The sequence below is a fragment of the Shewanella sp. 125m-1 genome, from assembly GCF_052977065.1.
The window spans coordinates 1-20,030 of sequence record NZ_JBRILT010000001.1 but is presented as its reverse complement, the minus strand read 5'-3'; the positions used below and the strand labels follow the sequence as shown (position 1 = coordinate 20,030).

The 20,030-nt window shown below is 44.2% G+C and carries 19 protein-coding genes; 14 read left to right on the top strand and 5 right to left on the bottom strand.

What is annotated here, in order from left to right:
- Nucleotides 1-60 precede the first annotated feature (60 nt).
- The 3 genes from aqpZ to ACVBIK_RS00085 all read left to right on the top strand — a co-directional run bounded on the left by aqpZ (nucleotide 61) and on the right by ACVBIK_RS00085 (nucleotide 1,877).
- The gene (aqpZ, locus tag ACVBIK_RS00095) at nucleotides 61-756 is read left to right on the top strand and encodes an aquaporin Z (RefSeq protein WP_447168814.1); all 696 of its coding nucleotides are present in this window, start codon (nucleotides 61-63) and stop codon (nucleotides 754-756) included.
- A 135-nt stretch (nucleotides 757-891) separates the two neighbouring features.
- Nucleotides 892-1,272, top strand: coding sequence for a DUF2750 domain-containing protein (locus ACVBIK_RS00090; RefSeq protein WP_447163738.1), 381 nt, complete (start codon nucleotides 892-894; stop codon nucleotides 1,270-1,272).
- Nucleotides 1,273-1,355: 83 nt separating this feature from the next.
- Nucleotides 1,356-1,877, top strand: coding sequence for a hypothetical protein (locus tag ACVBIK_RS00085; protein ID WP_447168813.1), 522 nt, complete (start codon nucleotides 1,356-1,358; stop codon nucleotides 1,875-1,877).
- Between the two features lie 89 nt (nucleotides 1,878-1,966).
- On the opposite strand, the gene erpA is transcribed toward ACVBIK_RS00085, so the two are convergent.
- Both erpA and ACVBIK_RS00075 read right to left on the bottom strand, forming a co-directional pair.
- Nucleotides 1,967-2,317: an iron-sulfur cluster insertion protein ErpA gene (gene erpA / locus ACVBIK_RS00080; protein WP_447160375.1), complete on the bottom strand. Its 351-nt coding sequence runs from the start codon at nucleotides 2,315-2,317 to the stop codon at nucleotides 1,967-1,969.
- Nucleotides 2,310-3,113, bottom strand: a complete 804-nt coding sequence (locus ACVBIK_RS00075) for a DUF6776 family protein (RefSeq protein ID WP_447160374.1) — start codon at nucleotides 3,111-3,113, stop codon at nucleotides 2,310-2,312. Before ACVBIK_RS00075 ends, erpA begins: the two co-directional genes overlap by 8 nt.
- Nucleotides 3,114-3,174: 61 nt before the next feature.
- Between ACVBIK_RS00075 and ACVBIK_RS00070 the strand changes: the two genes are divergently transcribed.
- From ACVBIK_RS00070 to ACVBIK_RS00045, 6 genes are all read left to right on the top strand, one after another.
- On the top strand, nucleotides 3,175-4,896 hold the full coding sequence (locus tag ACVBIK_RS00070; RefSeq protein WP_447160373.1) for a chloride channel protein: 1,722 nt from the start codon (nucleotides 3,175-3,177) through the stop codon (nucleotides 4,894-4,896).
- Nucleotides 4,897-5,628: 732 nt separating this feature from the next.
- Nucleotides 5,629-5,949 (top strand): c-type cytochrome, encoded by a 321-nt coding sequence (locus ACVBIK_RS00065; protein ID WP_447168812.1) that lies wholly within the window; start codon nucleotides 5,629-5,631, stop codon nucleotides 5,947-5,949.
- Nucleotides 5,949-7,175 (top strand): molybdopterin-dependent oxidoreductase, encoded by a 1,227-nt coding sequence (locus ACVBIK_RS00060; protein ID WP_447168811.1) that lies wholly within the window; start codon nucleotides 5,949-5,951, stop codon nucleotides 7,173-7,175. Before ACVBIK_RS00065 ends, ACVBIK_RS00060 begins: the two co-directional genes overlap by 1 nt.
- Entirely contained in the window at nucleotides 7,175-7,570 is a 396-nt protein-coding gene (locus ACVBIK_RS00055; RefSeq protein WP_447160370.1) for a cytochrome C, read from the top strand. Before ACVBIK_RS00060 ends, ACVBIK_RS00055 begins: the two co-directional genes overlap by 1 nt.
- 1 nt (nucleotide 7,571) lies before the next feature.
- Nucleotides 7,572-7,985: a c-type cytochrome gene (locus ACVBIK_RS00050; RefSeq protein WP_447160369.1), complete on the top strand. Its 414-nt coding sequence runs from the start codon at nucleotides 7,572-7,574 to the stop codon at nucleotides 7,983-7,985.
- A gap of 500 nt (nucleotides 7,986-8,485) precedes the next feature.
- On the top strand, nucleotides 8,486-9,625 hold the full coding sequence (locus ACVBIK_RS00045; RefSeq protein WP_447168810.1) for a glucosaminidase domain-containing protein: 1,140 nt from the start codon (nucleotides 8,486-8,488) through the stop codon (nucleotides 9,623-9,625).
- Between the two features lie 91 nt (nucleotides 9,626-9,716).
- Here the strand turns inward: ACVBIK_RS00045 and lgt are convergent, their stop codons facing one another.
- Nucleotides 9,717-10,502: a prolipoprotein diacylglyceryl transferase gene (gene lgt / locus ACVBIK_RS00040; RefSeq protein ID WP_447168809.1), complete on the bottom strand. Its 786-nt coding sequence runs from the start codon at nucleotides 10,500-10,502 to the stop codon at nucleotides 9,717-9,719.
- A 284-nt stretch (nucleotides 10,503-10,786) separates the two neighbouring features.
- Here lgt and ACVBIK_RS00035 point away from each other — a divergent pair, with 284 nt between their 5' ends.
- The 3 genes from ACVBIK_RS00035 to nhaD all read left to right on the top strand — a co-directional run bounded on the left by ACVBIK_RS00035 (nucleotide 10,787) and on the right by nhaD (nucleotide 14,810).
- Nucleotides 10,787-11,806 carry an aspartate carbamoyltransferase gene (locus ACVBIK_RS00035; RefSeq protein ID WP_447160366.1) on the top strand — a complete coding sequence of 340 codons (1,020 nt, stop codon included), beginning with the start codon at nucleotides 10,787-10,789 and terminating at the stop codon, nucleotides 11,804-11,806.
- A gap of 28 nt (nucleotides 11,807-11,834) precedes the next feature.
- Nucleotides 11,835-13,124: a glutamate-1-semialdehyde 2,1-aminomutase gene (gene hemL / locus ACVBIK_RS00030; RefSeq protein ID WP_447163743.1), complete on the top strand. Its 1,290-nt coding sequence runs from the start codon at nucleotides 11,835-11,837 to the stop codon at nucleotides 13,122-13,124.
- Between the two features lie 438 nt (nucleotides 13,125-13,562).
- Nucleotides 13,563-14,810: a sodium:proton antiporter NhaD gene (gene nhaD, locus ACVBIK_RS00025; protein WP_447160364.1), complete on the top strand. Its 1,248-nt coding sequence runs from the start codon at nucleotides 13,563-13,565 to the stop codon at nucleotides 14,808-14,810.
- A gap of 103 nt (nucleotides 14,811-14,913) precedes the next feature.
- Here the strand turns inward: nhaD and ACVBIK_RS00020 are convergent, their stop codons facing one another.
- Both ACVBIK_RS00020 and ACVBIK_RS00015 read right to left on the bottom strand, forming a co-directional pair.
- The gene (locus ACVBIK_RS00020; protein ID WP_447168808.1) at nucleotides 14,914-15,990 is read right to left on the bottom strand and encodes a general secretion pathway protein GspB; all 1,077 of its coding nucleotides are present in this window, start codon (nucleotides 15,988-15,990) and stop codon (nucleotides 14,914-14,916) included.
- Nucleotides 15,990-17,615, bottom strand: coding sequence for an AAA family ATPase (locus ACVBIK_RS00015; RefSeq protein WP_447168807.1), 1,626 nt, complete (start codon nucleotides 17,613-17,615; stop codon nucleotides 15,990-15,992). Before ACVBIK_RS00015 ends, ACVBIK_RS00020 begins: the two co-directional genes overlap by 1 nt.
- 383 nt (nucleotides 17,616-17,998) lie before the next feature.
- Here ACVBIK_RS00015 and ACVBIK_RS00010 point away from each other — a divergent pair, with 383 nt between their 5' ends.
- Both ACVBIK_RS00010 and ACVBIK_RS00005 read left to right on the top strand, forming a co-directional pair.
- Nucleotides 17,999-19,222, top strand: coding sequence for a multifunctional CCA addition/repair protein (locus ACVBIK_RS00010; RefSeq protein ID WP_447160361.1), 1,224 nt, complete (start codon nucleotides 17,999-18,001; stop codon nucleotides 19,220-19,222).
- Nucleotides 19,223-19,455: 233 nt separating this feature from the next.
- Nucleotides 19,456-19,722, top strand: coding sequence for an Lpp/OprI family alanine-zipper lipoprotein (locus ACVBIK_RS00005; RefSeq protein WP_447160360.1), 267 nt, complete (start codon nucleotides 19,456-19,458; stop codon nucleotides 19,720-19,722).
- Nucleotides 19,723-20,030 lie beyond the last annotated feature (308 nt).

The window sequence follows — 20,030 nt, the reverse complement described above, 5'->3', positions numbered from 1 at the left end:
TAAAAGTCGACAAGCTATTTACAACAAATAGAGTCGGCTTAAAACACAAGGAACAGTTATATGAATATGACTCAAAAAATGACGGCTGAATTCATCGGCACGCTTTGGCTTGTCTTAGGTGGCTGTGGTAGCGCCGTCTTAGCCGCAACTTTCCCCGAAGTGGGTATTGGTTTTCTAGGTGTTGCGTTTGCATTCGGCTTAACAGTGCTGACGATGGCATTTGCCATTGGTCATATTTCGGGATGTCATTTAAACCCCGCGGTTTCTGTTGGACTCTGGGCTGGTGGGCGTTTTCCTGCATCAGAATTACTCCCCTATATTATCGCTCAGGTTGCCGGAGGTATCGTTGGCGCAGGTATTTTGTATCTTATCGCCTCAGGTCAAGATGGCTTTAGCCTATCGGCTGGCTTTGCCTCAAACGGCTATGGCGACCGATCACCTGGGGGCTACAGTTTAACCGCGGCACTCATTTGTGAAATCGTGATGACGTTATTTTTCCTACTGATAATTCTTGGCGCTACAGATGCTCGCGCGCCAAAAGGCTTTGCCCCTATTGCTATTGGCTTAGGGCTCACCCTTATCCACCTAATCAGTATCCCGGTTACAAACACCTCGGTAAATCCCGCTCGAAGTACTGCTCCAGCGTTATTTGTTGGCGAAGCCGCACTGTCTCAACTGTGGTTGTTTTGGGTTGCCCCTATAATTGGAGCGATCATCGCTGGCATGATTTACAAAATATTCGATGCTAAAAAATAGCAAGCGCTAAAGAAAACAGAGCCTAAATCGGCTCTGTTTTCTTTTTCAATAGTCAGCTTGGTGCTATTATCCCTTTAATCGGCGCGTTCTCCTTGTTTGAAGGCTCGCCACATTTTAAATAAAGAGATGTAAACCATGAGCAACAAAAACAAAAGCCTAAAGCAAATTACTGAAATGACGCCAGAATCTCGCTATGACTATCTTGTTGAGCAAGCAAAAGAGCACAACACACTGTGGTCATTACAAGATTTAGACGGCTGCGTAATGCTGACTACTGAAGAGGAAGATTGTATTCCGATGTGGCCAACTGAAGAAGCTGCCGCACTTTGGGCTGTTGATGACTGGAAAGATTGCCAGGCGTTATCGATCCCAGTTGATGAGTGGTTAGAGCGTTGGGTTCCTGGTATGCAAGACGACGACCTCTTCGTTGCTATTTTCCCAGTACAAGATGATTTAGGTGTGGTGATCCCACCACACGAGCTTGAAGAGCGTCTAACGCCTAAAAAGCGTCACTAATCATAAGACCGCTTATGGTAAGCCATTTAGGCTTACCATTTTTACGCTTTTATCTGCTCATAAAACGATAAAGAGAATAAAAAGTGGATACCAAACCCCCTGCACGCTCTATCGCTGATTCAGCAACACAATCAGCAACACAATGCGATATTAGCTCAACCACAGACTCCCCCCCTGCGACGCAAAGTGGACTATCTGCAACAAAAGTCACCATGCCCAAACGCCTCATTGCCCTACTCATATTTTTTGTGATGATCTCCGTGAGCGGGTTAATAGCAAAACAAGGCGTACTGTTTTGTATCCTGACCTTATTTATAGTGTTAGCCATCATAGGTAAGCAAAAAGCGGGACTTATCATGCTTAGGGTCTACACCTCATTGCAGCTCGCCGTTGTCAGCATACTACCTCTTGTGCTTTACGATCCTGACAACCTCGCAGCATCAGGACCATCAAGCTTTGCCATTGGCAGCTTCAAGGCACAGCTCCCAGACTGGCTGATATTTGGCATACTCATTTTATTAGCGATTGTGCAGGTATGGATTGCATTTACAACTAAGGTGGGACGCTACTTTAATCGAGAGATGAACCTCAACATTATGCGTTAACGCGACTTACAGATATAAAAATTACAGATATGAAAAAGCCGTCATTAGACGGCTTCTTTATATCTCGAGCTTCTACTCAATCAATTAGATTAAACAGAAAAACTCGCGCCACAACCACATGTGGTGGTCGCGTTTGGATTCTTAACAAAGAAGCGAGAACCTTCAAGGCCTGAAGTGTAATCCACTTCACCACCAACAAGATATTGCAGGCTCATTGGATCGACAACCAACTGAACACCTTGCTTCTCGACTGTAAAGTCACCGTCGTTTACTTTCTCATCGAACGTAAAGCCATACTGGAAACCAGAGCAACCGCCACCTGTTACGTATACACGTAGCTTAAGTGCGTCATTTTCTTCCTCTTCTAGCAAGGTTTTTACTTTTGAAGCCGCCGCATCGGTAAAGCGAATTGGCAAAGCATCTTCAGCTTGTTCAGTCATTACTACCTCTTAGATCTGTTTGCTGTGCAGAATTATCTAATACCTGACCATTTTGTTCAAGTATTATGCCCTGTTCTTTTTCATCCACAAGTAAATCTTGTGCATTATACTCTTGTTCCGTTTGTGAACCTTTGGTCCAACGGCTCGCAGGCACGATGACTTTGGCCTTCACTCTAGACAAGCTAAAGCCTTCAGGCAATGTAAATTCCCCTTCTAATACCTGAAAATACCTAAATTTGAATTTAAACGAGGCATCAGTCAAATCCGACAATTTTAGGGTAAGGGTTTTACCGTCTTGTAAGCCGATTAACGTCACTTCACTGCGACCCGATAACGAGCGCTTACGCTTCTCTAACTGTGTCAGTACCAATTTAATTCGATATTGACGTGGCTCAAGGCTTGGCTCAATCTCTAATGCATTAATCGCGACACCGTCAGCGATATTTTCCGGCGCCATCACACTACGATAAAATGCCAGTTCACGCTCCAGCTCATTTTGTTTCACATTTTGCTCAACAAACATTGTCTGCATGTTATTGTTAGCTTCACGCTCTAATGCTAGTTCGATATTACGTGCAGCCAAGGTTTGTGCTTGTTGCTGCAATTGCAGAATATACTGCTCTGATTTATCAGCCTTAACCTCAGCTTTAGGCAGGTAGTGCAGTTTTGCAACATCATAACTGAGCGCACCTAAAGCAAAGGACACCAGTAATAAAAGCAGTAAATAAACACTTGAGGGTCTAATTTGTCGTTCAATCACTTGCAAGCGATCGAGCCAACGATGATAATTTGGCATTAAGTAACAGCCCCTTAATAAAAAATCTCACATTTAACTATCAATGTGACAAACATACATTTTGGAAATTTCTGTGCATCAAACAATTGTTAAGAAGCGAGAGCAATTTCAAAAGTACCTACATACCGACCTTAAAGACACGCTGTCGCAAGCTAAGGTCAGTGTACAGTTATGTTTGCTCGCATTGCTATTTGCACTATTTGCGTCCGGCATCATTCTTCTTTTTAGATTATTACTGCTTTGGTGTGACACCTTCACCAAAACTCAGGTGATGAATTTTACGGATATCATCGATGACTGGCGAGTACTATTACCGCTTTTAGGCTCATTTTTAATCTGGGGTGTCGCAAAAATGGGATCTCAGCGTTATAAACGTATGGGCATCGCCTATGTGATCCACAGAGTTAAACTGCATTACGGCAAAATTCCACTGCAGTCTGCCCCTGGTCAATTCTTTCAAGCTCTGTTTGCGCTTGCGACTAATTTCTCTGTCGGTAGAGAAGGTCCTGCTATTCATTTAGGCGCGGTGAGCGCTAGTGTACTCGCCGAAAAATTTAAACTGCCAGACAACAGCGTAAGGGTGATGTGTGCCAGTGGTATAGCAGCAGGTATTGCCGCCATTTTTAACGCGCCTTTGGCCGCTGTCATATTTGTATTTGAAGTGGTGCTCAGAGAATACAAAATCCATTACTTCTTCCCCATTATGCTCTCTGCCATTTGCGGCGCACTCAGCAGCCGACTGGTGTTTGGTGATGTACATGAATTCGAGCAGATTGGCGTAGCAGTGATCCCCTTAAGCCAATATCCACTGCTGGCAGTATTTGGAGTAATACTTGGCTGCATCGCCGCATTTTTCAACGCAAGTCTTCTTAAAGTGACGGCTATCGGACAACACTGGCCGCTAATTAACCGCTTACTGCTTGCTGGAGCTGTCACTACATTAGTCGGTTTAGTACTACCACAAGCGATTGGTAGCGGTGAGCTCGCCATTGCAGAGACCATTAACCAACATCCCAGCATTCTATTTTTAAGTGCGATTTTAATCGGTAAAATCATTGCGACCATTGCCGCTATCGGCCTTGGGATCCCAGGCGGACTGATTGGCCCTCTTTATGGAATTGGCGCACTACTTGGCACCATACTGGCTTTAGTCTGTTCGCTAATGTTCCCAAGTATTGCACCCTATATTGGCCTCTATACTATTATCGGCATGACGGGCATGATGGGCGTCTGTTTAAGTGCGCCACTAGCGGCGCTTGTGGCATTAATAGAGCTGACCAACAACGCCTCAATTATTTTGCCCTCAATGTTTGTGGTGATCCCAGCCTTCTTGATTGCTCATCAAGGCTTTAATACTAAGTCCATTTTTTTTAAGCAGCTTGAAATAATGGGCTTAGGTTATAAAGTCGCACCGGTAAACCTTGGGTTGCAAAAAGTGGGCGTCAGGCACTTAATGGATAAACGCTTCGTCATCGTTTACGACAATCAAGAGCTTTTATTAGAGGTACTTAAGCGCGCCGAAGGCCGCTCTGTATTAGTTCGCAATGCTCAAGGTATTGTAGAAATGTTGCAGCTAGAGCTACAGGTACAAGATGATGCAAGCGCGTTAACGCGTCACCCAATTCAGGGATTACCCGACACCTCAACGCTCAATGAAGTGTATGCGATTCTTTCAAAATACCGACGAGGCGAGGTCTACATCTACCAGCAAGAAAGCGACAATATTGTTGGGGTAATTAACTGGGGATCACTACAAAGAGAGATCCGTTCTGGTCAGGTGTAACCTTGTCCTAAACAGCTAGCTTATCAAGCCCCCTTATTTAGTGTGTAAAGCACAATATTGGACGAATTTACTGAATAACAGCGCCTCTAGACAATGGGCTAAATTCCCGTTAGGGGTTAAATAGTTCTGCATGTATCCTCTCAGCTCTTCATGCCATCAAGGGTTTTGAAACAAGTTACAACCCAAAGACAGCATCTTTAACATATAGGATTTAATCTCACTTTCACCTATGTTCGACAATTAATTGCAGCATATTTTCGGCTAATTAATTATCAGTAAAAGAGTAAAAAAACACCCCAACAGTTCCAAGCGATGCTACGCAGCTTTTCGACAAAACGCTCAAACATTCTACCGATTACAGATTAAAAACCAATCCCCAGCATCTACAACACCTGAGAACAATAAAGCAGCAACAATCAGCGAACAATTCCCGCCTCTTACACTTTCAGCCAACAATAGAAGTAAAAACCGACATTACGTGTATTTATTCGGCATTTTCACAACTTTTTAGATCTTTTTACAGGCTAAAGCTCACATTTCTCTGTATTTTCACGAACTCAAACGCTTTCTTTTACCAATAACGACAATGAAGTACTCGAAAGCATTGATATAAAAACGTTGCAAGGTCGTAACCTGGTGCTAGCACCAAGGAGTTATCTGCAAATAAGGTAAGGCGAGTTTACTGGGGCCGCTTAACCAAGAGTAAACAACATCTCCCGATAAGGGCACGCTATGAGTGTAATAAATAATAAATTAGCAGCGCTAGTTGTGCTCTCAGCATCAGTACTTGGCTTTAGCAGTCAAGCCGTTGCAGAGAACTATCAGCAGCTGCTCAACATGTGTATTGCTTGCCACGGAGTCGACGGTAGTAATGAATTCGACTCAATCCCTAACCTAAAGGGACAGAACTCGGCATACATGGTTGGACAACTAAAAAACTTTAAAGCTGACAAACGCCAAGACAAGACGATGAGTAAAGTCGCTAAACTGTTAACCGAAGAACAGATGCAGGCAATGGCAGTTTATTTCAATACAGGTAAGGAACAAGATTAATGGCTATCGATAGACGTAATTTTTTAAAGGGCGCTGCGGCGACCTCAGTAACAGCCATGCTCCCGCTAAACTGGGCCTTTGCATCAAACCGCCCTGCCGGTATTGAGCCGTTAGACGTATCTGCGGTTAAGTGGAAGAATGTTGATGACTTACCAGGCCACTTTAAAGTACTTAACTCAAGCCCACTCAACGCATTCCCACCAGAGCATTTACTTGCGCCAGTTAAAACGCCAGCCGACGTAGCGTTTATTCGTTGGAACGGCCAGATGCCTGAGTTCGACAAGATAGATCCTGACACGTGGGAATTCACTGTTGATGGTGAGTCAATCGAAACACCTAAGACCTACACAATTGCTGAGCTTAAAAAGAAGTTCAAGACCCATACTCAACAACTTGTTCTAGAGTGTGGCGGTAACAGCCGTGAGAACTTCTATCCAAACGCTAAGGGTAACCAGTGGAGTAACACTGCGGTATTCTGTGCAGAGTGGACTGGTGTATTAATTAAAGACGTACTTGCTGACTGTGGCGTGAAAAGTGACGCAGTTTATACCGCTCACTATGGCGCAGATAAGCATATCAGCGGTAAAGGCGCAGCCATCTCTCGCGGTGTACCAATCGATGCAGCCATGAATGAAAATGGCATGATTGCATGGGGCATGAACGGCGAAGATATTCCATTTATGCACGGTTACCCACTGCGTATCGTATTCGGTGGTCGTCCTGGTTCTGTTTCACAAAAATGTGCTACGGGTATGGGCGTGAGAGATCGCGTTCACGATGGTAAGAAAATGGGCGCACCTGCTTATCAAGTCCCTAAGCACCCTGTTGCACCTGGTGAAAAAGTTGATAACAAAGACTTTAAGATCATTGAAGAGATGATTGTTAAGTCATTGATTACTTCGCCGCAAACTGGTGGTGAAATGTCACTAGGCAAAACGCTTTCAGTAAGCGGTCATGCTTGGGCTGGTATGCGAGATGTCGCTAAAGTTGAAGTCAGTTACGACTACGGCACAACATGGCAAACAGCCGCGTTAACTAAGCCTGTAAACCCTACAGCATGGCAACAGTGGAATATTGACCTTAAGCTTCCACAGACTGGTTACTATGAGATTTGGGCTCGCGCAACGGACACTAAAGGCGATACTCAGCCTATGGTTCAGCCACAGTGGAACCCGAAAGGTTACCTATTTAACGGTTGTCACCGAGTGGCAATAAGGGTCGTATAATGACAAAGACTCTGTTTACGGCAGGCTTGCTTGCCTTAAGTAGCTTAATAGGGGTTCAGGCTGCCGATGCTGTGCCAGTTAAAAGCTACCCAGTAGATCCTGTATCAGGCCTTATCATGGCACCCGGCTGGGAAATGGTGGACCAACAATGTAACGCCTGCCATACCACCTTGATTATTCCGCAGAACAAAGGTAACCGCGAAGTTTGGCGCGATACCATTCAGTGGATGATTGATACCCAAGGCTTGTGGGATCTTTCTGATACATGGGATCCGGTACTCGACTACCTCTCAACTTATTATGATGAGACAGGTATCGATATGAAGATCTTTAGACGTAAGCCATTGGAGGCCGATCAAATGCCACCACTGCCAACATCAAGCAAGGAAGGTTAAGATGCGTAATCGTTTAATTAAACAAGTCTTAGCAACCAGCTTGATATGGGCAACGACAACGGTAGCCACTGTTCAGGCCGAGACAGATACATCCTTTAAAGATACCCTTGCATTGCAAGGACTCAAGCTTGAGTCAAGCGCACTGAACTATAAAGCGGATGCGAGCAAGGGTGAAGCGCTGGCTAGCCAACGCTGTATCGCTTGTCATGGTGATGCCATGCTTGGCATGATGAAGACCTATCCCGATCTTAAAGGTCAAAAAGCGGCTTACCTATTCAAGCAGTTAGTTGACTTTAAGCGTGGCGATCGCACGGATCCCTTAATGCAAGGGCAAGCAGGCATGCTTTCAGAAACTGAAATGAAAGATATTGCTTACTACTACTCGACGCAAACCGCATCGGATTTAAGTCAGTAGCCTTAAGCGGTTGTTGAAACAAGCCTTAAGCGGTTGTCGAAACAAGCCTTAAGCGGTTGTCGAAACAAGCCTTAAGCGGTTGTTGCAATGAGCCACTAAAAAGCCCAGATAATACGATTATCTGGGCTTTTTATTAATACGTACTCAGTTAAAAACAGTTGGATATGATTAGTACTATCCAGCGGCTGCTTGCACTCTAGCGGCTGCTCTACTTCGTCTCCCAATTAGCAGAAAAAGCATAAAAGCTTATTTACCCTCACCTACATCACATTGCTGATACTTAACAACTAACTATTAGCTGAAACACAGCTAAAAGCCGGTACGTTTAATCTATCAATCAGATAGTTACGCAGTAACCCCCTACTTAAACCATCAGTTGATATTTTCAGTGATCGTTACTTGGAAGTTTACATCTAGTTAACAATGGAGGACGATAGCATTTAGATCGACTAAATTAACATTGGTGACTAATCCAAAATTTTCAACATAAAGGAGTGCGTATGCTTAAGAAGCCTCAAACACTTATCGCCCTTGCCGTGTTAGCCGCTTTATTGATTCTTTATGCAGCCAACTCCCAATTTAATCCTGAAAGCGGTATCGAAACGGTGACTAAACAACAAATGGATCCCCCCTTAGCCGATAAGCCATTAGCCACAGTTTCACAATCAGAAAAAGTCGTGTCATCGAGCGCGATACAAACTCCTGAAACATCAACTTCTGAAATACAAAACAAGAAAACCGTTGCTGCCGATCTTGCGACTGCAACAGGCTCTAGCGAAACCCAAACCAGCTTTACCAAAGTATCAGACAACCGACCGAAGAAAATGCCTAAAGACGTTGTAATCAACTCGCTAGATGAGTTAAGCAACTTATTTGATTCACTTAATTACAACACTCAAAGCTGGAGAGAAGGCAATAGGGAGGTACCTAGACTCACCTTTGAGTCAGTAAGAAAAGGTTGGGAAGAAACCACAAATAAAATCCCAGTACAACAGAAGAAAATGGTGTTTTTCCGCTTGCTTGCGCCGCTTATTCTCGTCGCAAATGAAAACATTTTATTAGAGCGCCGCCTGATTGAATCCGCTCCTTTAAATGATGCAGTGTTACAAAAAATTGCATTCAAATACAAGATAGTCAAAGACGAAGACACCCCGCTCACCGAACAGCAAAGGCAAACACTTCTAGAAGAGGTCGATATTATGCCGCCCTCATTAGTGTTAGCACAGGCTGCAGAGGAAAGCGGCTGGGCCACATCACGATTTACCGTTGAAGGTAATGCCTTTTTTGGGCAATGGGACTTCAGTGGCAAGGGGATGGTGCCCAAGCAGCAGCGTAAAGAGTTAGGGAATTACGGCTTGGCGCGTTTTGACACCCCACTGGCTTCGGTAGAAGGTTATATGCTCAACCTCAACACTAACAATGCCTATAAAAAGCTCAGAGAATTACGCGCTGGTTTACGCGCTGACAATAAACCGATCACAGGCTTAGAGCTTGCTGGAACCTTAGATAAATACTCAGAGCGAGGCCAAGCTTATATTGATGGAATCCGTCAGATGATCCGCTATAACAAGTTAGATCAAGTCGATGAAGCTTATTTAAGCGATGCCGCTCCACTCCACCTTATCTCTCGACCAGAGTAAATACATTCCAGGCAAGACAGCCCATAAACAAAAAGCCGTAAACAGTTCGTTTACGGCTTTTTCATTCACCTAAGAGCAAAGCGATTTAAATTCAGGCTTGGCTTTTACGTAAATAAGGTATTAACAGCAGCATAATACCGACGAGCAGGAATGGAATACTCAAAAGCTGACCAGCACTAAATGTCCACGTATCAGCATAGACCGCTTGCTTGACCTTAACCATCTCAATCAGGAAGCGTGAGCTAAACACTAATACTAAGAATAAGCCAAAGATGGCGCCATGCTTCTGCTTCATATCGGTCAGTTTATAGACTGCCCACAACAGAGCAAAAATAGACAGATAAGCTATCGCTTCATAAAGCTGCGCAGGATGGCGCGGCAACATATCGACACGTTCAAACACGATTGCCCAAGGCACAGTGCTTGGTAATCCCAAAATTTCAGAGTTTACAAAGTTTGCCATACGGACAAAGAAGCCAAAAATCGCTGTCGCGATGGCAAGGCGATCGAGTAAGAATAAGAAAGGTAACTTAACCTGACGCTGATAATAATACAGGGCTAAAATTGCCCCTAAACCGCCACCATGACTGGCAAGGCCTCCTTCCCAAATCGCCAATATTTTTAAGGGGTGACTAAAATAATAGGCTGGATCGTAGAACAAACAGTGAGCTAAGCGCGCGCCAACGATAATGCCAACAACACAATACATCAGCAAGTTGTCTAACGACTCTACGGGTAAGTTCTCTTTAATGTAGATACGCTTCATCACCTGAAAGCCAGACGCTATCGCAAGTGCAAATAAAATGCCGTACCAATGTACTTTTAACCCCATAAAGCTTATTGCTACGGGGTCTATATTCCAAATAAAGTGGTCCAAACTAAGCCTTCCAAATCAGTTGTTTTAAATCGAAAATATGATAACTCATGCGCAGTTTTACGCGTCAGCAAGCCTTTTGGCAAGGCTTAAGCAAAATTTGCCGCAACAGAATGTTTCTGCCCATCAACTAATTGCTATAAACGAACTAAATTAATCAGTCGTTCTGCGTTTGCTATATTTATCTGTCAATTAGATTCTGCTATAGTGCCGCCTCAGCCACCCTACATAAATTTGGGCAAATAGCATTGCTATTTACGCCCCTCAGAAATTGGAAATATAGGCTGATGACTCAGTTTCAAGGTTCGCACATTCTGTCGGTAAACCAATTAGATTTGGAAGCCGTTGAAAACGTTTTCTCCGTTGCTACTCGTATGACTCCCTACGCTTTAAGACAAAAACGTACCACGGTTTTAGATGGTGCTGTTTTAGGCAACCTATTTTTCGAACCGAGCACCCGTACTCGCGTCAGCTTTGCTAGTGCCTTTAGCCTACTTGGTGGCAGAGTGAATGAAACTGTCGGTATGGGCTCCTCCTCACTATCAAAGGGCGAGTCGCTATACGATACAGCTCGAGTACTCTCAAGCTACTCCGATGTGATTGCTATGCGTCACCCAGACTCTTTCTCTGTTAGCGAATTTGCTAAAGGTAGTCGCGTCCCCGTCATTAATGGTGGTGACGGCTCAAACGAGCATCCAACTCAAGCACTACTGGATCTATTTACCATTCAAAAAGAGTTAGCTGCTGGCGGCCGTGATATTAGTGGCATGAATATCGCTATGGTCGGCGATTTGAAATTTGGCCGCACGGTTCACTCACTTTCTCGCCTGTTATGTATGTATAAAGATGTCAGCTTCACACTCGTATCACCAAAAGAGCTAGCAATGCCTGACTCTGTGATCAATGACATTGCAAATGCTGGCCATAAGATCACAATAACAGACCAACTTGAAGGCAATTTAGATCGCGCTGATATACTCTATCTTACGCGTATTCAAGAAGAACGCTTCCCTTCTCAAGAAGAGGCGAATAAATACCGTGGCAAGTTCCGTTTAAACCAAAGTATTTATACACAACATTGCAAATCAAACACGGTGATCATGCATCCATTGCCACGAGACTCTCGTGAGCAAGCAAATGAATTGGATAACGATCTTAACGACCATCCAAATCTGGCTATCTTTAGACAAGCCGATAATGGTCTGCTGATCCGCATGGCACTGTTTGCACTGACGTTAGGTGTTGATACTCAACTTGAGCAATACGAACGTCCAGTTAATTGGTATTCACGAAAAGCTGATGTATAAATCGGCTATAGACTTTTAAGGATTAAAAATGACTCGTTCTGACGAACTATTTGAGCAGGCTAAAAAGACCATCCCAGGTGGCGTTAACTCTCCAGTACGTGCATTCTCTGGTGTAGGTGGCTCTCCGCGCTTTATCGAGAAAGCTGATGGCGCTTATATCTTTGATGCCGATGGCAAAAAATATATCGATTACGTCGGTTCTTGGGGACCGATGATCTTAGGTCACAACCACCCAAAAATTCGTCAAGCTGTATTAGCTGCGGTTGAAAACGGTCTATCTTTTGGTGCACCGACTGAACTTGAAATCACTATGGCTGAAAAAGTCATCGAAATGGTTCCATCAATTGAACAAGTTCGTATGGTGAGTTCTGGTACTGAAGCAACCATGAGTGCTATCCGTTTAGCACGTGGTTTCACTAACCGTGACAAAATACTTAAGTTTGAAGGCTGCTACCACGGCCACGCTGACTGCTTGCTAGTTAAAGCCGGTTCTGGTGCACTAACTCTGGGTCAGCCTAGCTCTCCAGGTATTCCTGAAGATTTTGCTAAGCACACCCTAACTGCAACTTACAACGATCTAGAATCAGTTAAGGCTATCTTCGAGCAATACCCAGAAGAGATCTCTTGTATCATCATCGAGCCTGTAGCAGGCAACATGAACTGCATTCCGCCAATCGACGGTTTCTTACAAGGTCTACGTACAATCTGTGATCAGTACGGCGCACTGATGATTATCGATGAAGTCATGACAGGTTTCCGCGTATCTAAGAGCGGGGCACAAGGTCACTACGGCGTAACACCAGATCTTACTACGCTAGGTAAAGTGATCGGTGGCGGTATGCCAGTCGGTGCTTTTGGTGGTCGTAAAGATGTGATGCAGTTTATTGCGCCAACAGGCCCAGTTTACCAAGCAGGTACCCTATCTGGTAACCCAATTGCGATGTCTGCAGGTCTTGCACAAATGGAAGCACTTTGTGAAGAAGGCGTTTACGAGCAACTAGCAGCTAAGACTCAGTACATTGCTGAAGGCTTTAAAGCGGCGGCTAACAAGCACGGCATTCCAATGGCAATCAACTACGTTGGCGGCATGTTTGGTTTCTTCTTCACTGATGAGGAAACTGTGACTAACTTTGCCCAAGTGACTAAGTGTGACACAGCGCGGTTTGCTGAGTTCTACCACCTAATGCTAGATGAAGGTGTTTACCTAGCACCTAGCGCTTATGAAGCAGGTTTCTTATCACTTGCTCATGGTGAAGAAGAGCTTGAAGCAACACTGGCAGCAGCTGACCGCGTATTTGCTAAACTAGCAAAAGCGTAATCAATAAGCTTAAGCGCTGTAGACTAAACGTGTAAAACGACACTTTCACAGCGAGCTCAATACAAAGGAACACTTGGCTAAGTGTTCCTTTTTTATATCTACTATTTACGACATGCCATACAGCGAGAAGCGATTCCAATTATTTCGCTATCATAATTTACAGCTATAGCGTGATTTAGCTAACCCTTCTGCAAAATAAGTAAAAGCTTAACTTAGTTAAGGTAAAAACCTAGATAAAATCAAAAATGCAGAATTAATCACTACAGCAAGCCTTTACACCACCAATATCACACTTTAAAACAAAATAAGAGCGACTTAACAGTTGTCATACGTCTATTGCTGTGGTTTGATCTCGCCGCCTAACCTTAAAATAAACTTAATTTGGTGTATTCCGTGTCAGTTTAGGTACGCCATAACATCACCAATGTGAGTCGCCCTATGTTGTACGCATTTTTAATTTCGCTAGCAGTACTTGCTCTGTTAAGTATTGTGTTTGAAGAGATAACCCACCTCAATAAAGCAAAAACCACACTTTTCTTTGGCTGCATCTCCTGGATTGCCTTATTTATGGCCGCTGGTGATCCTACTCATGAGAAAATCATTGAACATCAGCTCAATGAAAATCTACTCGAGATTGCTACTCTCTGGTTATTTTTAATGTCGACAATGACCTTTGTTGCTTATCTCAACGCCAAGGGCATGATTCAAATATTGGTACAGAAGCTATTTCCACAGCGAGTTTCAGTGCGATTACTGATGATCCAAGTAGCCTTATTCTCGCTTGTGCTATCTGCAATTTGTGACAACGTTACCGCCACCTTAGTATCGCTGGGCTTGCTAACAACTTTTAAACTTGAAAAGCAGATGCGCCGCCGCATGGCAGTACTTATCATTTTTGCGGTCAATTCCGGCGGTGTCGCCTTGATAACGGGTGATGTCACCACCTTGATGATCTTCTTAGGCGGCCATGTGCGTATGTCTGAGCTACTGATGCTATTTGTGCCAGCAGCCGTGAGCGTGATGTTGTTAGCCGTATTGTTTTCATTAAAAGCTGAGGGTGAAGTCTGTACCAGCCCTATCACCAAGCAGGTTCGTTCCGTCGATGTGGTTATTGCGGTGATTTTCTTTGCCACTATCATCATGACCATGGCGCTCAACATCCTATTTGGGATCCCGCCAGTTCTGACCTTCTTAACTGGTCTTTCAGTAATGTTCTTAGTTGGTCATACAACGAGAAGTGATAAAGAGGAACTACAAATTCTTGAGTACATTCGCCAAGTTGAATACGACACACTACTGTTTTTCTTGGGCATTTTACTATTAGTTGGCATGCTTAAAGAGATAGGAACCTTGGATCTGCTCACCCAAGTGTATTCTCAATTTGACCCTAATATCTCTAACTTTGTCGCAGGTATAGGCTCTGCACTGTTAGATAATGTCCCGTTAACGGCAGCACTACTTAAAGCCGAACCAATACTCAACACACCAGAGTGGTTAGGGCTCACTTACGCTGTAGGTGTTGGTGGTTCGCTACTGGTGATAGGCTCTGCAGCGGGAATTATAGCGATGAGCAAGGTTAAGGAGCTTACCTTTGTCAGCTATCTTAAATATGTCCCAGCGTTGACCCTTTGTTACAGCGTGGGCTACGGTTTAACCCTATTTTTGGCGTATCATCTATATGGTTAACAGCTAACCTTTTGTATTTTAGCCCGAAAACCAAAAGGCCTAACAATGTTAGGCCTTTTGTTGCTGTAATTGAATGCTGTAATTGCCTGTATCGGTATAAGCTTTAAATGGCTGGGACCTTAAACTCCGTACCTTCAATAGCAAGCACTACATCCCTTGGCCTTATCTCAACGATTGTCAGCTTACCTTGAATGCTATCGCCTTCTTGCAGCTCAGCGCCATCAACGTTTAGCCAACGGTTATCAGGCACGCTCGAGTAGACATGGGCATTAATATTAAATTCAGGTACTTGTAACTGTAATCCCGCAGGTAATTGTCCATATTTGGGGATAGCATCTGACTTGGGTGTCGTTGGAATCGGATCTAGCTTTTCCTCCGTCACCGGACTTGCAACCGCATTTTCACGTTCAACATCTTTAAGCGCCGCTTCAAACGCCGCTAACAAGTTATTATTGTTATCAGCTGGCTTTTCACGCTCTAGACCAACATCATTTGCTGCGTATTCAACTTGATACTTCAAAGACTCAAGCAGCTCATCGCCACGCTTATTGCTATGCGCCCCTAAAATAATCGGCTCATCAGCACTCAATTGCTGTGATGATGTCTGCGTCCCCTGCCTTGAAGAGTTCTGGTTTATTCTCGCTTGCTGCGAGCCACTGTGCTCTACACTCTCTTGTGCACTAAGCAATGCAGCCATTAAGTCATTAGATTGCGGCTTTGAGGTCACAAATTGAGTTTGGTTCGCACTGGGTGACTGCCCTACATTGCGTACAGTTGCGGCTTGGGTCTCAAAAGCCTGAGCCACTGGCAACGCCACCTTTCCCGCTAAGCGGACTTCAGAGATAAGCTCGCCGCGACTTGATTCTGGTTCTGGTTCTAGTTCTGATTGTAATTGTAATTGTCGTTGTGGCTGTAGTTGTGATGATGCTTTGGCTGAAACTGGTTTACCGTTCACGCCTAAGGTTTGCACAACCGCTCCAGCTTCTGGATATAGCACGCGGCTTAACAGCCAGGCCGCTAGAATCATTAGCAATAGTGAACAGGTAAAAATAACAGCAAACCTTGCACTCTTGCTCGTCTGTCTTTCTCTGTACTGCGCTCTTGGAGTCAATACAACATCATGTGTTATCGCTTGAGACTGCTGCTTATCTCGCGTCACTGCATCGAGTAAAATCGACATTAATACAACCTTTTGTCTTGGCCTAAACGCGGGCCGGCATCACTTAAATATAAGTTGATCTGTACAAGCGTTTGCGCACCTGCGATACCATCAGCAATCAAACCATGTTGGCGTTGAAACGCCTTTAACTTTTGCTCTAACTCTGGATCAAAGCTGTTTACTAATCGAGGCGAGGTGTCGGTAACACGCGCTAAACTGTTTTCTAGCCACTGGATTTGGGCTTGATTAGCTAACAGTCCAATCTCTTTTGGCTGATTCTTTGGCGCTTGCCACAAGATCTCGAAGGTACCGGTAAAGTGACGGTTAAACCAGTCTCGACTTACCCATAATTGTTGCTCATCAAGTTGTAGCAAGATTTGATCACCCTGCCTTGAAACCACTGTGCCATAGAAAGCTTGCTGATTATCATCAGCTAAATACACCACAGCAGGATAATTAAGGCGGACTAAAGAGTGCCAATTACCTTGCTGCTGGAAACAATCAAGCCCCTGCTGTTTTGCAGCCTGACATGCAGATAAACCAATATAAGGCACCTTGCCCCACAAACCTAAAATGCTGGCATAAGCGGTATCAATATCACGACTTTCAGAGATAGCAGTATTGAGTACACGCTGGCTACTGCTTAACTGGCGGCGACTGTCCTCCTGTTTAGTCATGCTGACATCAGCCACTGCCGCAGTTTGTGTGGCTTCAACACTTGAAAAAGCGCTTGGCAAGCCACTTGAGCCTGATGGACTAAACAGATAAAACGCAACACCAAAGGTTGCAACAAGCGATGCAGCGACTGCAACAGGCAGTAATACACTTTTTTTCTCAGGCTCTTCACCTAAGACTTCAGCCGATGCTAAGCGCACCATCTTATTATCAATCGGCACTTTAGATTGCGCGTAGCTGGCCATAAGTGCCCTCTCACACAACAAGTTGATTAATCTTGGAATACCGCCGCTGTACTTGTGTAACGCCTTGATTGCGCTTTTGTGGAACAGCGGCTCATGACGTCCAGCCACTTGAAGTCGATGCTGCACATACAAGGCAACCTCCTCAAGCGTTAGCGGCAATAAATGATAACGAGCAGTAATTCGCTGTGCTAACTGACGCAGCTCTTGTCTTTTAAGTAATTGCTGTAGTTCTGGCTGCCCGATCAAAATCACTTGCAGTAGTTTTTTGGTATCAGTCTCTAGATTCGTCAACAGCCTTAACTGCTCAAGTACTTCGGCTCGAAGGTGCTGCGCTTCATCGATGATCAATACCGTATTGCGGTCTTTGCTGTGATTATCAAGCAAGAACTTACTGATTAAGTCTGTAAGCTGCTTTAGGCTTGGGTTGTCGCCATAAACAATGCCGAGCTCATCACACAAGGTTGCCAGTAATTCAGACTCGGTCAATGACGGGTTTAAAATAAATGCCGTATCGGTATTATCTGGAAGCTGCTGTAACAAACAACGTGAAACGGTGGTCTTGCCGGTACCTACTTCACCCGTTAGCAATACAAAGCCACCGGTTTCACCTAGCCCATAGGTAAGATGGGCTAAAGCCTCTCTATGGCGATCACTCAAAAACAGATAGTGAGGGTTCGGCGCGATAGAAAACGGATTATCATTTAAGCCAAAGAAAGCCTTATACATGCGAGCTTTTATCCTTTTAAAACCTGTAAAGCCAACCACAAGTGATGGGTTGGATTGTTTATGCACACGAGTTAGAGTGCGTTTAGAGATGAATTGCCAATTAATACTTTTAACCTGCATTCGCCAACAAACGCGAGCGTTTCACTTCGACTTAAGCGCTAGCATGAGCACAAACCATAAGCATAAACGTAGAATTAAGACTCACGTTAAAGCCAAGGGCTATGCTTGTCAAAATTTGCTTTAACTTATTCAGCTAAAGTAAGCTCAATATCAAATTGAGACGCATATCTTGCCAGTAATCGTCCCATATTCGCTATCATAAGCCCTAAAGGCACAATCGTTCCGTGCTACACTCCCACCTAAGTTACTTAGCGAGAAACCTTGTGAAAATTTACCTAGTTGGCGGCGCCGTCCGCGACACATTACTCAACCTAGATGTGAAAGACCATGACTATATGGTGGTTGGCGCAACACCGCAGCAGATGCTTGCACTTGGTTACAATCAAGTAGGTAAAGACTTCCCGGTATTTTTACACCCTAAAACGGGGCAAGAACATGCGCTTGCACGCACTGAGCGTAAAACGGCCGCCGGTTATGGTGGTTTCAGTGTTGACGCTGCACCGAACGTGACCCTAGAGCAAGACCTGCTCCGCCGAGATTTAACCATTAATGCTATCGCCCAGGATGACGATGGGAAGTTATATGACCCATATAATGGCGTAGCGGATATAGAAAAGCGCATTTTAAGACACGTATCAGATGCATTTATCGAAGATCCGTTGCGAGTACTTCGCGTTGCACGCTTTGCCGCTCGCTTCCACTCTCTTGGGTTCACTATTGCGCCTGAAACCATTAATTTGATGACTAAAATAAGCCAAAGCGGTGAGCTTGAAGCCTTAACGGCTGAACGTGTCTTCGTCGAATTAGATAAGGCATTAGCCACCGATAGCCCACAAGTATTTTTCAAAGTATTAAGAGCTTGCGGCGCACTTGCAGTGCTATTTCCTGAGATTGAAGCCCTATTTGGCATTGAACAACCTCAAAAATGGCACCCAGAGATCGATACCGGCATTCACACTTTAATGGTACTTGAGCAAGCTGCTAAGCTGACAAAAGATAACGCTGTAAGGTTTGCTGCACTGGTACACGATTTAGGTAAAGCCCTTAGCCCGAAAGAGCATCTACCTAAACATTATGGACATGGCCAAAAGGGCTTACCACTCATTAAAGCGCTCTGTTTACGCATTCGAGTGCCTAATGAATATCGCGATCTTGCACTCTTGGTTAGCGACCAGCATCAAAATATTCATAACATAACCGAGCTTAGAGCCGACACCATCGTCAAACTATTTGATAAAGCAGATTTTTGGCGTAAGCCACAACGTCTACTGCAACTACTTATCGCTTGCGAAGCCGATAGTAAAGGTCGAGCGGGATTAGAATTAACCCCTTACCCTCAGGCGGATTACCTTAAGCAGTGTTTTTTAGCGGCTTCAGCTGTTGAGGTTAAGTCTATCATAGAGCAAGGCTATAAAGGCGCGGCGATCCGAGAGCAATTAAATATCGCTAGAATTATGGCTGTTCAGGCCATCAAGGACTTACACTAATTTTAATATAAATAAAAAACTCATCAAAAGTTCATACTTTTGGTCTAGAATTAGAGTTGTGTTAAATATGTATAATTTACACTTAGCTTGCAGTTGCGGTAATTTTCGCTAAGTTATTCAGGCCTTAGCGTTAAAATGCATAGCAAAATTTTTTGTCTGTGACATAATTAACCAGTTCAGTTGTCATGTGCAGCTGTACTTATTTAATCCAACCTAAATAAAGGGAATTCCCGATGAATAAAAAAGTACTTTTGATTGCTGGTGTAGCAATGACTGCCCTTCTAGGTGGCTGTGCAAACACTACTGCTCTTGAAGAAAGCGTTGCAAACCTAGGTAACAAAGTTGACCAGCTTTCAGCTGAAGTTAGCTCTCTAAAGTCAGATCACGCTAAAATGTCTGCAGACATCAACGATGCAGCTGCTGTAGGCGTTGCTGGTCTTGCTGAAGCAGAACGTGCTAACGCGCGTATCGACAACATCGCTTCTTCTTACAAGAAGTAATATGTTTGGAATTTGGCCTAATTTTTATTCAGGCTAACTCCCAAGGCTTGGTTTCAGGTATTGCACTTGACCAAGCCTTAAATTTATCTGCAGTATCATTTTCCCAGCAAACCTCCCAACAGCTAATTACTATCCATTTACCGCCGCCTAAAACAAAACGTTAGCGCTAGTGTGTGATATCAATGCAGTCATGAAAGTGCAGACAATAAAAAAGCGCCAATATGGATAATTCCGTTCACTTAAGGTGAACGGCATTTTTATTTTTGGCATACCGTTGAGGCCTTGGTTTTACTGTTCTGGGGAAAGTT

What these genes read in the sequence shown, in the direction of transcription:
- ACVBIK_RS00045 (WP_447168810.1), top strand. Translation starts at nt 8,486, where the DNA reads ATGCTTAAGAAGCCTCAAACACTTATCGCCCTTGCCGTGTTAGCCGCT.
- ACVBIK_RS00065 (WP_447168812.1), top strand. Translation starts at nt 5,629, where the DNA reads ATGAGTGTAATAAATAATAAATTAGCAGCGCTAGTTGTGCTCTCAGCA.
- ACVBIK_RS00035 (WP_447160366.1), top strand. Translation starts at nt 10,787, where the DNA reads ATGACTCAGTTTCAAGGTTCGCACATTCTGTCGGTAAACCAATTAGAT.
- ACVBIK_RS00075 (WP_447160374.1), bottom strand. Translation starts at nt 3,113, where the DNA reads ATGCCAAATTATCATCGTTGGCTCGATCGCTTGCAAGTGATTGAACGA.
- aqpZ (WP_447168814.1), top strand. Translation starts at nt 61, where the DNA reads ATGAATATGACTCAAAAAATGACGGCTGAATTCATCGGCACGCTTTGG.
- ACVBIK_RS00015 (WP_447168807.1), bottom strand. Translation starts at nt 17,615, where the DNA reads ATGTATAAGGCTTTCTTTGGCTTAAATGATAATCCGTTTTCTATCGCG.
- ACVBIK_RS00050 (WP_447160369.1), top strand. Translation starts at nt 7,572, where the DNA reads ATGCGTAATCGTTTAATTAAACAAGTCTTAGCAACCAGCTTGATATGG.
- ACVBIK_RS00060 (WP_447168811.1), top strand. Translation starts at nt 5,949, where the DNA reads ATGGCTATCGATAGACGTAATTTTTTAAAGGGCGCTGCGGCGACCTCA.
- erpA (WP_447160375.1), bottom strand. Translation starts at nt 2,317, where the DNA reads ATGACTGAACAAGCTGAAGATGCTTTGCCAATTCGCTTTACCGATGCG.
- ACVBIK_RS00055 (WP_447160370.1), top strand. Translation starts at nt 7,175, where the DNA reads ATGACAAAGACTCTGTTTACGGCAGGCTTGCTTGCCTTAAGTAGCTTA.
- nhaD (WP_447160364.1), top strand. Translation starts at nt 13,563, where the DNA reads ATGTTGTACGCATTTTTAATTTCGCTAGCAGTACTTGCTCTGTTAAGT.
- ACVBIK_RS00090 (WP_447163738.1), top strand. Translation starts at nt 892, where the DNA reads ATGAGCAACAAAAACAAAAGCCTAAAGCAAATTACTGAAATGACGCCA.
- ACVBIK_RS00005 (WP_447160360.1), top strand. Translation starts at nt 19,456, where the DNA reads ATGAATAAAAAAGTACTTTTGATTGCTGGTGTAGCAATGACTGCCCTT.
- hemL (WP_447163743.1), top strand. Translation starts at nt 11,835, where the DNA reads ATGACTCGTTCTGACGAACTATTTGAGCAGGCTAAAAAGACCATCCCA.
- ACVBIK_RS00020 (WP_447168808.1), bottom strand. Translation starts at nt 15,990, where the DNA reads ATGTCGATTTTACTCGATGCAGTGACGCGAGATAAGCAGCAGTCTCAA.